Consider the following 12,588-nt stretch of genomic DNA (forward strand, 5'->3'; position numbering starts at 1 on the left):
GAGCCTATTGCTGCAGCACGGGCCAGGCCGGCGCTGTGGCACTCAATGCCCGCTCCACCTCGTCCTGCCACGGCAGGGCATGGACCATCACGTTCAGGTGGAGCGCGGATTCGAAAGCGGTCAGCACCTCGCCTTCAGGCCCCAGCAAGCGCAGATTGGTGATCACGGACATCGGGTCGGCCATCGCGACGATGCCGCGAGACAGCTGCACCCAATCCCAGGCCATGCCGGCATCACCATCGTCGGAATGGCCGGCCCAGATGGTCTGGCCGGCAGTCCGGCTGACGTGATCGCCGCGGTTCGTGACATGGGTTCCAAGATGCTGTAGTTGAAACGGAGTCTTGCTGCCAAGCTGCCACAATAGTGGCGGCCAAGCCCGCAGCGTCCACGAAGGGCAGATGGCTTGTGCAGTCGAAATCACTGTTGTGCTCCCGGGAGTTGTCCAAGCCTTCAGTGTTCGGCAGCCGTCATCGCTTTGAAATCTGTAAGACCTGTCAGGGCCGCCCGCAGAAGTCGTTCAGCGCCAACAAGTCCACATGCTGCAAGGTGGTTACGCCTCGGTTTTGCAGGCTCGGAGTCGTGAGGACTTCCGGGGCGAGGTGGTGCGCTTTGCACAAACGCTGGGGTTCAATACCGTTTCGGCGTTAGCGGTCATTGACCATGGCATCGGGCGGTCGGAGTTCGTCTATGTCGACAACACGCCGGCAGCCTTCACCCAGGTCAGTACCGACACCGCCAAGATGCGCCGCGACCCGGTGATGCAGCATTGCCGCCGGCAGAGCATCCCGATCATCTGGGACCAGAACACCTACACCAGCCAGGGCGTTGGCGAGTTATGGGAAGAACAGGCGCAGTTCGGCTACTGCACCGGCGTGGCCCTGGCGCTGCATCTGCCGGAAGGCCGGCACTTTGCGTTCGGCGTCGAGCGCGACAAGCCGCTGCCCTCCGACCGCGTCGAGCTCACTCGTCTGGTCGCCGACCTGCAACTCTTTGCCGTGATGGCGCAGGACGCGGCATTGCGGGTGCTGGCGCCCTCGCTGCCTGAACTCGACAGGCCTGCGCTCACGCCGCGGGAGTTGGAAGTGCTGCGCTGGACGATGGACGGCAAAACTGCGTGGGAGGTCGGCATGATCCTGGGCATCTCCGAACGCACGGCGGTGCTGCATGTCAACAATGCGATGCACAAGTTGGGCTGCGCCAACAAGCATCAGGCGGTTCTGAAGGCGCTGCGATTGGGGCTTATCCAGTGAGGCGATGCTGGAGCTTGGGCGCGTCACCCTGTAAGAGTTGACACTTACCCGAAGCGGGGTCCGCTGCTGGAATTGAGGTGAGCGCTGTTTTTGGCGCCAGGCCCCAACCAGGAGAGACCTCCATGCAAGCATTTGCTTCTTCTTGCGCCGTGATGCTGCCCAAGAGTGGGTGGTGAGGCCCGGTTCTGATTTTCAGCCGCGCTGACATCCCCTCTCTGACAGCGCACGGCGACGGCCCGGTCTTGCTGGGCCGCTTTTGTTCTTTTTTTGCTCAGGGAACCCATCCGTCGGGCCTGTTGTCCTTGAACAGGCTGCTGTTAGCGCTGTGAACCGGCGCTGGCGGAGAAAACTAAAAGAATGCGCTGATCAACAGCGCTTGCACTTGGGCTCCAGGCACCGGTGGTGTCTGGAGCAGCGGGTGGATTGGGCCACCCATGTGCAGTCGACGGTCAGTTCGGCTGCGTTTGAGCGTCCAGACGACCGAGCCACAGCATCGCCTGCCAGCGCGCAGTGCCACACATCTGGGCTTGAGGCTGCAGGCTGCCGCAAACGGCCGGCCGTTGCGGCAGGCCAAACAGCTGGCAACGCCAATCGGCGTCCAACTGAATACAGGCGACGCCCGCCGGCTTGCCCTGCGGCATGCCGGGAATGGGGCTGCTGATCGAGGGTGCGATGCAGCAGGCGGCGCAGCGAGGTCGGCATTCCATGGCGCCGCGATCATAGGTCGTGATTCCCGCCGCGGCATGAGCGCGTTCCGTGGTGACCGCGACGGCCGATGGCGTCGCAGCAATCGTCCAGCACGCCAGTCTCCAGCTTCCTACAATTGCGTATCCCCGCTTTGCCTCGCTGCGCCTCCGTGCGCATCGCCCGACCGTGCTGCACCCCCAAAGTTTTGACGTGATCGTTGTCGGCGGCGGCCATGCCGGCACCGAAGCTGCGCTGGCTGCTGCGCGCATGGGCTGCCGCACGCTGCTGCTGACCCACAACATCGAGACGCTGGGCCAGATGAGCTGCAACCCGTCGATTGGCGGCATCGGCAAGGGCCACTTGGTCAAGGAGGTCGACGCGCTGGGCGGTGCGATGGCTGCCGCGACCGACGAGGCCGGCATCCAGTTCCGCATTCTCAATTCATCCAAGGGGCCGGCTGTGCGGGCCACCCGGGCGCAGGCCGATCGCATCCTGTACAAGGCGGCCATCCGACATCGCCTGGAGAACCAGCCGAACCTGTGGCTGTTCCAGCAGGCCGTCGATGACTTGATGGTCGAGGGCGATCGGGTGGTCGGTGCTGTGACCCAGGTGGGCATTCGCTTCAGCGCCCGGACGGTGGTGCTGACGGCCGGCACTTTCCTCGATGGGCGTGTGCATGTGGGCTTGCAGAACCATGCGGCGGGCCGGGCCGGGGATCCGCCGGCAGTCAGCCTGTCGGCCCGGCTGAAGGAGTTGAAGCTGCCGCAAGGGCGGCTGAAGACCGGAACGCCCCCGCGCATCGATGGCCGCAGCATCGACTTCAGTTTGCTGGCCGAACAACCGGGTGATCTGGATCCGGTGCCGGTGTTCAGCTTCATGGGCCGCAGCGAGCAGCACCCGCGACAGGTGCCATGCTGGATCACCCACACGAACGCCCGCACCCACGAGATCATTCGCTCCGGGTTTGACCGCAGCCCGATGTTCACCGGCGTGATCGAAGGCGTCGGCCCGCGCTACTGCCCGAGCATCGAGGACAAGGTCAACCGCTTCGCCGACAAGGATGCGCACCAGATCTTCCTGGAGCCCGAAGGCCTGACGACGCACGAGTTCTACCCGAATGGCATCTCGACCTCCTTGCCCTTCGACATCCAGCTGGCTGCCGTGCAGTCGATGCCCGGGCTGGCGCGGGCGCACATCCTGCGGCCGGGTTATGCCATCGAGTACGACTACTTCGATCCGCGGGAGCTGAAGTCCAGCTTCGAGACGCGGTCGATCGCCGGGCTGTACTTCGCCGGCCAGATCAATGGCACCACCGGCTATGAAGAGGCGGCGGCGCAGGGCCTGTACGCCGGCGTCAATGCGGCACTGGCGGCGCTGGAGCGGGAGCCCCTGCAGCTGCGGCGCGACCAGGCCTACCTGGGCGTGCTGGTCGACGACCTGATCGGCAAGGGCGTCAGCGAGCCCTACCGCATGTTCACCAGCCGGGCCGAGTTCCGGCTGCAGCTGCGCGAGGACAACGCCGATGCACGGCTGACGCCGATGGGCCGCGAACTGGGCCTGGTGGACGATGCGCGCTGGGCGGCGTTCAACCGCAAGCGCGATGCCGTGGCACGAGAAGCCGAGCGCTTGAAGTCCACTTGGGTGCACCCCGGGCTGCTGTCAGCCGCTGACGCCGAGCGTTGGCTGGGCAAGGCGATCGAGCGCGAGTACAGCCTGGCGGATCTGCTCCGGCGCCCCGGCATCGGCTTCGATGCCGTGTCGGAGGTCCTGCGCCTCGCCCGGCCGGATACTGCTGTTTCACGTGAAACACTGCGCTCTGAACTGGGCCCGGTGCTGGCGGACACCGTCATCGAGCAGGTGGAGATCGCGACCAAGTATGCGGGCTACATCGGCAAACAGGCTGAAGAGGTCGAACGAGCGACCCAATTCGAACAGCTCCGGCTGCCGGCCGACCTGAACTATGACCAGGTGACAGCGCTGAGCTTCGAGGTGAGGCAGAAGCTCAACCGGCATCGGCCCGAGACGCTGGGCCAGGCGTCTCGCATTTCGGGTGTGACGCCCGCCGCGATCTCCCTGCTGCTGGTGCACCTGAAGAAGCGGCGCTTCAAAGGCGGAGCCGAACAGACGGAAGTGCCTGCACAGGATGCCGCTTGAGCCTCGCAGGACAGTCAGAAGCGCGTACTCCCGGCGCGTACTCCCGGTGGGCGAGCCGGCGTTCGAGCACGATCCGCAGCTGCGGGCGGATCGTGTTTGACGAATCATTGGCCTGTCCGCGGACTCTATCGCACACCACACGCAGGATGACCTCATGAACCCGGGCTGGAATGCCGCCGCCGATACGGCGCAGCCCCGTGCTCGGCTGGTGGGCGCCAGTGAACAGCTCGGGCTGGGTTGCGATGCGGCGACGCTCGACCGCCTGCTGGCCTACCTGGCCCTGCTGCAGCGCTGGAACCGCGTTTACAACCTGACGGCGGTGCGCGATCCGAGCGAGATGCTCAGTCACCATCTGCTGGATTGTCTGGCTGTGCTGCCGGCGCTGCGCCGCCATGCTGGCGAGCAGCCGCTGCGGGTGCTGGATGTCGGCAGCGGCGGGGGCTTGCCCGGTGCGGTACTGGCCATGGTGCAGCCCCACTGGGATGTGAGCTGCATCGATGCGGTGGCCAAGAAAGCGAGCTTCGTGCGCCAGGTGGCGGGCGAGCTGGCACTGCCAAATCTGCATGCCGTGCACGGCCGGGTCGAAACCCTGCCGGCCGGCCCGGGCTTCGATGTGGTTGTGTCGCGGGCGTTTGCGTCGCTGGTCGACTTCGTCAGCTGGACCCGTGGTTGCATCGCCCCGAACGGTGTGTGGCTGGCGATGAAGGGGCGAGCGCCGCACGACGAGGTGGCCGCGCTGCCGAAGGACGTGTCGGTGTTTCACGTGGAACCATTGCATGTGCCGGAACTGAAAGTCCAGCGTTGCCTCGTGTGGCTGCGGCCCCACGAGCCGGGCTGAGCCGGTGCGCGGCGCAGCCGGGTTGATCAAACGGAGCGGCGATACTTCGCCCATGGCCAAAGTCTTTTGCATCGCGAACCAGAAGGGCGGCGTCGGCAAGACCACCACCACGGTCAACTTGGCTGCCGGCTTGGCCAGGGTCGACCAGCGCGTGCTGGTGATCGACCTGGACCCGCAGGGCAACGCGACGATGGGCTCGGGCATCGACAAGCGCGCCATGCCGCTGTCGGTCTACGACGTGCTGCTCGAGTCTGCCGCCATCGCCGAGGGGCTTCAGCGCTCCGAAAAAGGCGGCTACGACGTGCTGGGCGCCAACCGCGAACTGGCCGGCGCCGAAGTGGAGCTGGTGGCGCTGGACCATCGCAACGAGCGCTTGCGCCGGGCGCTCGAACCCGTGGCACCAGGCTATGACTTCGTGTTGATCGATTGCCCGCCCAGCTTGAGCCTGCTGACGCTGAACGGCCTGTGCTGCGCGCACGGCGTGATCGTGCCGATGCAGTGCGAGTACTTTGCCCTCGAAGGCCTGTCCGACCTGGTCAATACCATCAAGCAGGTGCATGCCAATCTGAACCGCGACCTGCAGATCATCGGGCTGTTGCGGGTGATGTTCGACCCGCGCATCACGCTGCAACAGCAGGTCAGCGATCAACTCAGGTCCCATTTCGGGGACAAAGTGTTCAACGCGGTGATCCCACGCAATGTGCGCCTGGCCGAAGCGCCGAGCTATGGCCAGCCCGGCGTGGTGTTCGACCCGGCGGCAAAAGGCGCGCAGGCCTATGTGGAATTTGCGCGCGAGTTGGTGGACCGCGTGAAGGCGATGTAAGGGCGATGTGACGGCGATGCTCAGCACCGATCTGCCTGCCGCGCTGTTGTCGCGGATCGAAGACGCCGGCATCAATGCCAGTGCGCCACCGCAGCAGCGCTGGGTCGACGGCTGGTTGCTGCGCTTCTCTCCCGGCAAGGCCAAACGGGCGCGCTGCATCAATGCAGTGGCCGACGGCCGCTTGCCGCTGGCCGAACGACTGGCGCTGTGCGAGGCGGTGTTCCGCGAAGCGGGCTTGCCGATGTTCGTGCGCGTCACGCCGTTCACCCGGCCCGCTGAGCTGGATGCCGCGCTGGCGCAGAGCGGCTATCACGTCATCGACGACACCCGCGTGATGGTCGCGCCCGACTGGCCGGCGCCGGCGGAGGTCATGCCCCGGGGCTTTGCACTGGAACGGCTGACGCCGGCCGAGTTCGCCGAGCAGGTGGGGGCGCTGCGCGGCTCACCCGCGACCCAGCGCCGAGCGCATGCCGAACGCCTGGCGCTGTCGCCGGTGCCCTACGAGGGCTGGGTGCTGCGGCGGCGGGACGACGGCCACATCGCCGCGTGTGGCCAGATGGCCACCGAGGCCGACCTGGTCGGGCTCTACGACGTGTTCACGCATCCCGGCAGCCGGGGCCAGGGACTGGCCCGTGTGTTGTGCAGCCAGCTGCTGGCCCGTGCGCGCTCACGCGGCGCCCGCGTGGCCTACCTGCAGGTGGAGTCCGACAACCATCCGGCGCGGGCGGTCTACCACCGCTTGGGTTTTGCCGATGCCTATGCCTACCACTACCGGTCGCCGGAGCCTGGCGCGCATTGACGGCCGGCTTCAGCCGGCCTGGGGGCGCTCAGAGTCCCAGATCTTCGGCCACGCCCAGGTGCACGTTCATCGACTGCACGGCCGCACCGCTGGCGCCTTTGCCCAGGTTGTCCAGGCGCGACAACAGCACGGCCTGCTGCTCGTTGGCGAAGACGAACAGTTCGCAGCGGTTGCTGTCGTTGCAGGCCTGCACGTCGAAAAAGCCGTCGTCCAGCACCGACGGATCCGACAGCGGCATCACGCGCACAAAGGGCTCGCCGGCGTAGCGCTGGCTCAAGGCCTGGTGCAGCGCAGTACCATCAACACCGGCTCCCAGCTGCGAGAAGTGCAAGGGCACACTCACCGCCAAACCCTTGTAAAACTTGGCGACGATGGGCATGAACACCGGCTTGGCCGTCAGCCGGCCGTGCACCATCATCTCCGGGATGTGCTTGTGCGCCAGGCTCAGGCCGTAGGGCCGTGGCGAGGCCAGGCGCGGGTCGCCATCCGCCGCTTCGAACTGTTCGATCATCTTCTTGCCGCCACCCGAATAACCGGTGATCGACGTGGCCGAGAGCGGCAGATTGGTCGGCACCAGCCCGGCATCGACCAGCGGCCGCAGCAGCAGGATGAAGGCGCTGGCATGGCAGCCCGGGTTGGCGATGCGCTTGCTGGCGCGGATCTTCTGCCGTTGGTCCGCCGCCAGCTCCGGCAGGCCGAAGGCCCAGTCGGGCAGCGTGCGATGCGCGGTGCTGGCATCGATCAGGCAGGTGGTGGGGTTCGTCACCAGCGCCGCGGCCTCGCGCGCCGCGGCGTCGGGCAGGCACAGGAACGCCACATCGGCGGCGTTCAGCAGGCGGGCGCGCTCTGCCGCGTCCTTGCGCTTGTCGGCATCGATGCGCAGCACCTCGATGTCGGCGCGGCGCGCCAGCATCTCGTGGATGCGAAGGCCGGTGGTGCCCTCCTGGCCGTCGACGAAGACACGGTAAGTCATGGCAGCAGTCCTGTGGATTCCGATGTCGGAGAAACGCCGAGGATAAGCCAATGTCCATGACCGATCATCGTGTGCTCCTGCTGCCGGGCTGGCAGGACTCCGGCCCGGATCATTGGCAGAGCTGCTGGCAGCGCCAGCACGGCTGGCAGCGTGTGATGCAGGACGATTGGTTCTGGCCTCGGCGGGGCGACTGGATGGCGCGTCTGGAAGAGGTGCTGCTCGACGCAGACCGGCCCGCGGTGCTGGTGGCGCACAGCCTGGGCTGCCATCTGGTGGCGGCGTGGGCGGCGCATTCGTCACACACCGCACGTGTGCTCGGCGCCTTGCTGGTGGCGCCGCCCGATACCGAAAGCCCCGATACGCCACCGCAGCTGGCGAACTGGCGGCCGATGGTGCGCAAGCGGCTACCGTTCGCCGCGCTGGTGCTGCACAGCAGCGACGACCCCTTTGGCAACACCCACTGTGCCGAGCGTCTTGCTGCCGATTGGGGTGCGGCCCAGCGATGCCTGGGTGCGCGTGGCCATCTGAACGCCGAATCCGGTCTTGGCGATTGGCCGGAAGGCGTGGCCGAAGTACGCCGACTGGCTGCGGCGGGCGCATGACCCGCTTTCAGCGCGCGGCGCTGGTGGGTGCGGCGGCCATGATCCTGGCCGCGCTGGTCGATCTGTTCATGCGTGGCTCCTGGCTGCGCGTGATGCTGGGCATGGGGCTGGCCGTTGGCGTGCTGATGCTGCCGCGGCTGGCGTTGACGCTCGGCAGTGTGCTGAAGGACAGGTTCCGCCAACATCTCTGGTCCGATGAAGAGGGCCGATACCACAACTTTGGCGGCATCAGCCTGCGCATCGAGCATGACGCCCATCACAGCTGGATCGCCGGCAGCGACCTGCAGCGTGTGCTGGGCACCCACGACCGCGACGACGTGCTCGCCGCACGCCTGGCCGGTCACTGGCGGCGCGACGAGCAGAGCGTGCTGATGCTGCGCGTCGACGGTGTCGTTGCCCATCTGGCCGGCATGCCCGGCCGCATGGACCCGCGCATCGTGCGGCTGCGACGCTACTTCGAGCGCGAGGTGCTGTTCCCGGCCGCCCAGCGCCGCTTGCGTCGGTGACAATTCCCGCCATGGTCACCAAGAAACCCAAGGGCCTCGGCCTCGGCCTCGAAGCGCTGCTCGGCCCCAAGGTCAGCGACAACGCGGTGGCCGATGCAGCGCGCCCCAGTGCGCTGCCGTTGAGCCAGTTGCGCCCCGGCAAGTACCAGCCGCGCACCCGCATGGACGAGGGCTCGCTGTACGAGTTGGCCGAAAGCATCAAGAGCCAGGGCGTGATGCAACCCATCCTGGTGCGCCCGGTGGGCGCCAGTGGTTACGAGATCATCGCCGGCGAGCGCCGCTTCCGTGCCGCCAAGCTGGCCGGCCTGGCCGAGGTGCCGGTGCTGGTGAAGGATGTGCCCGACGAAGCCGCCGCGGTGATGGCGTTGATCGAGAACATCCAGCGCGAAGACCTCAACCCGCTCGAAGAGGCGCAAGGCCTGCAGCGCCTGGTCACCGAATTCAAGCTCACACATGAGCAGGCCGCGCAGGCCGTGGGCCGCTCACGCAGTGCGGCAAGCAACTTGCTACGCTTGTTGAACCTGACGCCGCCGGTGCAGCAGATGCTGATGGCCGGCGATCTGGATATGGGCCATGCGCGCGCCTTGCTGGGGCTGGATTCGGCTCAGCAGGTGCTGACGGCCAATGAGATCGCCGCGAAGAAGCTCTCGGTGCGCGAGGCCGAGCGCCTGGTCGCCAAGGCCCAGGGGTCGGGTCGGCAGACGCCTTTGCTGCGCGTCAAGAAGGACAAGTCGCGCGACCTCGTGCGACTGGAAGAGCAGCTCGCCGATGCGCTGACGGCCCAGGTCGAGATCCGCATCCACCGCAAGACCAAGCGGGGCGAGCAGGGCGAAGTGGCCATCGCTTTCGGCTCGCTCGAAGAGCTCAACGGCCTGCTCGACAAGCTCGGCGCGACAGAGCGCTGAGCTCGATGCAGGCGCCCGCCACTGTGGCGCGCGTGCCATCCGCAGACGTGCAGCACTTCGCGTTTCGGCGCATGATGTTCACCGGTGGTGCTGCGCTGTCAGCCGGTGGGGGTGCACAGTCGTTGAAGCACGTATAGGATCACAACGACGTTGGCGCGCAGCTTGCAAGGCAAGCGATCAGAGATGCACCCGGATGCGGGGTTTTCTCGGCGCATTGCAGCCCTTATGTTTGGACGAAGCTGGAGATACGCTGAACCGAGACCTCTGAAACAGCCGACCGGAAAGCTCTGATGGAGCCTGGGCCCGTACAGCCGGGACTTCATCAGAACTTCCCCGACGCCGATGCGGGCTTCACACGCCCGCGCCGGTGCTCAAGTCCCGCTCAAGGAGGTCCGCATGGACGTGATCACCAGTTTTGCCGCCCGCTACGAACGTTCGCGGGAAGAGGAGTTGTCCCTTGAGGACTACCTCAATGAATGCAAGCGCAACCCGGTAGCCTACGCCACAGCCGCCGAGCGCATGCTCAGGGCGATTGGCGAGCCGCAGATGGTCGACACGCGCAACGAGCCGCGCATGTCGCGCATCTTCGCGAACAAGGTCATCAAGATCTATCCCGCCTTCGCCGAGTTCTACGGCATGGAGGACTCGATCGAGCAGGTCGTGTCCTACTTCCGGCATGCCGCGCAAGGCCTGGAAGAGAAGAAGCAAGTGCTCTACCTGCTGGGCCCGGTGGGCGGCGGCAAGAGCTCGATCGCCGAGCGCCTGAAGCAGCTGATGCAGGACGTGCCGTTCTTCTCGATCAAGGGTTCGCCGGTCAACGAATCGCCGCTGGGCTTGTTCGATGCCATCGAGGACGGGCCAATCCTCGAAAGCGAATACGGCATCCCGCGCCGCTACCTCAACCGCATCCTGAGCCCCTGGGCCGTCAAGCGCCTCGAAGAGTTCGGCGGCGACATCCGCAAGTTCCGGGTCGTCAAGCGTTTTCCGTCGGTGCTCAAGCAGATCGCGGTGTGCAAGACCGAACCGGGCGACGAGAACAACCAGGACATCAGCTCGCTGGTCGGCAAGGTCGATATCCGCAAGCTCGAGACCTATGCGCAGGATGATCCCGATGCGTACAGCTACTCCGGTGGCCTGTGCCTGGCCAACCAGGGCTTGCTGGAATTCGTCGAAATGTTCAAGGCGCCGATCAAGGTGCTGCACCCGCTGCTGACGGCGACGCAGGAAGGCAACTTCAAGGGTACCGAAGGCTTCGGCGCGATTCCGTTCGACGGCATCATCCTCGCGCACTCGAACGAGAGCGAGTGGAAGACCTTCCGCAACAACAAGAACAACGAGGCCTTCCTCGACCGTGTGTACATCGTCAAGGTGCCGTACTGTTTGCGTGTCAGCGAAGAGGTCAAGATCTACGAGAAGCTGATCAACGGCTCGTCGCTGAGCCAGGCCAAGTGCGCCCCGGGCACCTTGAAGATGATGAGCCAGTTCGCCATCCTCACGCGGCTGAAGGAGCCGGAAAACTCCTCGCTGTTCTCGAAGATGCAGGTCTACGACGGCGAGAATCTGAAGGACACCGACCCGCGCGCGAAGAGCTACCAGGAATACCGCGACTACGCCGGTGTCGACGAAGGCATGAGCGGCATCTCCACGCGGTTCGCCTACAAGATCCTGTCCAAGGTCTTCAACTTCGACAGCCAGGAAGTGGCGGCCAATCCGGTGCATCTGATGTACGTGCTGGAACAGCAGATCGAGCGCGAGCAGTTCCCGCAGGAGCTGGAGCAGAAGTACGTCTCGTACATCAAGGAACAGCTGGCGCCGCGCTACGCCGAGTTCATCGGCAAGGAAATCCAGACTGCCTACCTTGAAAGTTACTCGGAGTACGGCCAGAACATCTTCGACCGGTATGTGACCTATGCGGACTACTGGATCCAGGACCACGAGTACCGCGACACCGACACCGGCGAGGTCTTCGACCGCGGCGCGCTGAACGCCGAACTCGAGAAGATCGAGAAGCCGGCCGGTATCGCCAACCCGAAGGACTTCCGCAACGAGATCGTCAACTTCGTGCTGCGGGCGCGGGCCAACAACGCCGGCAAGAACCCGTTGTGGACCAGCTACGAGAAGCTGCGCAGCGTGATCGAGAAGAAGATGTTCTCGAACACCGAGGAACTCCTGCCGGTCATCAGCTTCAATGCGAAGGCCTCGGCCGATGAGCAGAAGAAGCACGAGGACTTCGTGCACCGCATGGAAGAGAAGGGTTACACGCGGCGCCAGGTGCGGCTGCTGTGCGAGTGGTATCTGCGGGTCCGAAAGAGTTCCTGAGCGAAGACGACACTTAAAGAGGAGGAGCCGCCCAGTGGCAAACAGCAGCGCGGAGCGGGCGATGCTCCACCAGGTCATCGACCGTCGCCTGTCCGGCAAGAACAAGTCGATCGGCAACCGCGAACGCTTCCTGCGCCGCTACCGCGAGCAGATCAAGGAGGCGGTGCGCAAGGCGGTCGGCGACCGGGGCATTCGCGACATCGAGGACGGCGCCGACATCACCCTGCCCAAGCGGGACGTGTCGGAGCCCACGTTCGGCCACGCGGCCGGGGGCAGCCGCGAACTGGTGCATCCCGGCAACCAGGAATACCTGCGCGGCGACCGCATCCAGCGGCCGCAGGGCGGCGGTGGCAGCGGCTCCGGCGCCGGCGCGTCCCCGGACGGCCAGGGCGAGGACGATTTCGTCTTCCGGATCACGCGCGAAGAGTTCATGAACTACTTCTTCGACGATCTCGCCCTGCCACGCCTGATCCGTACCCAGCTGCTGGCCGACGTGCCGGAATGGAAGTTGCGGCGCGCCGGCTTCGTCTCGGAAGGCAATCCGACCAGCCTGCACGTGGTGCGTTCGATGCGCGTCGGCCTGGCCCGCCGCATCGCCATGGGCGGCGACGCCCGCGCCGAATTGAAGCGCGCCGAACGGCAGCTCGACGATCTCGAGCGCCAACCCGAGGCCGCCCCGGCCGAGCTGGAAATGCTGCGCAAGCAGGTGGCCGAACTGCGCGAGCGGGTCAA

13 protein-coding genes are annotated in these 12,588 nt (G+C 65.8%); 10 read left to right on the forward strand and 3 right to left on the reverse strand.

Going from position 1 to position 12,588, the window contains the following annotated elements; genetic code table 11:
• Positions 1 to 4: 4 nt before the first annotated feature.
• Complete coding sequence (locus tag VLK61_RS30045) at positions 5 to 421, reverse strand: hypothetical protein (protein ID WP_325427028.1); 417 nt, start codon at positions 419 to 421, stop codon at positions 5 to 7.
• Positions 422 to 536: 115 nt separating this feature from the next.
• On the opposite strand from VLK61_RS30045, the gene VLK61_RS30050 reads away from it, so the two are divergent.
• Positions 537 to 1,250, forward strand: coding sequence for a helix-turn-helix transcriptional regulator (locus VLK61_RS30050; protein ID WP_325427030.1), 714 nt, complete (start codon positions 537 to 539; stop codon positions 1,248 to 1,250).
• Positions 1,251 to 1,699: 449 nt separating this feature from the next.
• On the opposite strand, the gene VLK61_RS30055 is transcribed toward VLK61_RS30050, so the two are convergent.
• Positions 1,700 to 1,957 (reverse strand): YkgJ family cysteine cluster protein, encoded by a 258-nt coding sequence (locus VLK61_RS30055; protein ID WP_325427031.1) that lies wholly within the window; start codon positions 1,955 to 1,957, stop codon positions 1,700 to 1,702.
• 166 nt (positions 1,958 to 2,123) lie between these two features.
• Between VLK61_RS30055 and mnmG the strand changes: the two genes are divergently transcribed.
• The 4 genes from mnmG to VLK61_RS30075 all read left to right on the forward strand — a co-directional run bounded on the left by mnmG (position 2,124) and on the right by VLK61_RS30075 (position 6,551).
• On the forward strand, positions 2,124 to 4,091 hold the full coding sequence (gene mnmG / locus VLK61_RS30060) for a tRNA uridine-5-carboxymethylaminomethyl(34) synthesis enzyme MnmG (RefSeq protein WP_325427033.1): 1,968 nt from the start codon (positions 2,124 to 2,126) through the stop codon (positions 4,089 to 4,091).
• A 154-nt stretch (positions 4,092 to 4,245) separates the two neighbouring features.
• On the forward strand, positions 4,246 to 4,929 hold the full coding sequence (gene rsmG / locus VLK61_RS30065; protein WP_325427035.1) for a 16S rRNA (guanine(527)-N(7))-methyltransferase RsmG: 684 nt from the start codon (positions 4,246 to 4,248) through the stop codon (positions 4,927 to 4,929).
• 52 nt (positions 4,930 to 4,981) lie between these two features.
• Positions 4,982 to 5,752, forward strand: coding sequence for a ParA family protein (locus tag VLK61_RS30070; RefSeq protein ID WP_325427037.1), 771 nt, complete (start codon positions 4,982 to 4,984; stop codon positions 5,750 to 5,752).
• Between the two features lie 16 nt (positions 5,753 to 5,768).
• The gene (locus tag VLK61_RS30075; protein ID WP_325427039.1) at positions 5,769 to 6,551 is read left to right on the forward strand and encodes a GNAT family N-acetyltransferase; all 783 of its coding nucleotides are present in this window, start codon (positions 5,769 to 5,771) and stop codon (positions 6,549 to 6,551) included.
• Positions 6,552 to 6,579: 28 nt separating this feature from the next.
• On the opposite strand, the gene argC is transcribed toward VLK61_RS30075, so the two are convergent.
• On the reverse strand, positions 6,580 to 7,524 hold the full coding sequence (gene argC / locus VLK61_RS30080) for an N-acetyl-gamma-glutamyl-phosphate reductase (RefSeq protein WP_325427041.1): 945 nt from the start codon (positions 7,522 to 7,524) through the stop codon (positions 6,580 to 6,582).
• A gap of 56 nt (positions 7,525 to 7,580) precedes the next feature.
• Between argC and VLK61_RS30085 the strand changes: the two genes are divergently transcribed.
• From VLK61_RS30085 to VLK61_RS30105, 5 genes are all read left to right on the forward strand, one after another.
• Positions 7,581 to 8,126 (forward strand): RBBP9/YdeN family alpha/beta hydrolase, encoded by a 546-nt coding sequence (locus VLK61_RS30085; RefSeq protein WP_325427050.1) that lies wholly within the window; start codon positions 7,581 to 7,583, stop codon positions 8,124 to 8,126.
• Positions 8,123 to 8,632: a hypothetical protein gene (locus tag VLK61_RS30090; protein WP_325427043.1), complete on the forward strand. Its 510-nt coding sequence runs from the start codon at positions 8,123 to 8,125 to the stop codon at positions 8,630 to 8,632. The genes VLK61_RS30085 and VLK61_RS30090 overlap by 4 nt, the downstream gene beginning before the upstream one ends.
• An 11-nt stretch (positions 8,633 to 8,643) precedes the next feature.
• Positions 8,644 to 9,537, forward strand: coding sequence for a ParB/RepB/Spo0J family partition protein (locus VLK61_RS30095; protein ID WP_325427045.1), 894 nt, complete (start codon positions 8,644 to 8,646; stop codon positions 9,535 to 9,537).
• Between the two features lie 396 nt (positions 9,538 to 9,933).
• Positions 9,934 to 11,856, forward strand: a complete 1,923-nt coding sequence (locus VLK61_RS30100; protein WP_325427046.1) for a PrkA family serine protein kinase — start codon at positions 9,934 to 9,936, stop codon at positions 11,854 to 11,856.
• A 61-nt stretch (positions 11,857 to 11,917) separates the two neighbouring features.
• Positions 11,918 to 12,588 (forward strand): DUF444 family protein (locus VLK61_RS30105; protein WP_325427048.1); only part of this gene is annotated, 671 nt, incomplete at its 3' end.

The sequence above is a fragment of the Aquabacterium sp. genome, assembly GCF_035476535.1.
Classification (GTDB): Bacteria; Pseudomonadota; Gammaproteobacteria; order Burkholderiales; family Burkholderiaceae_C; genus Pseudaquabacterium.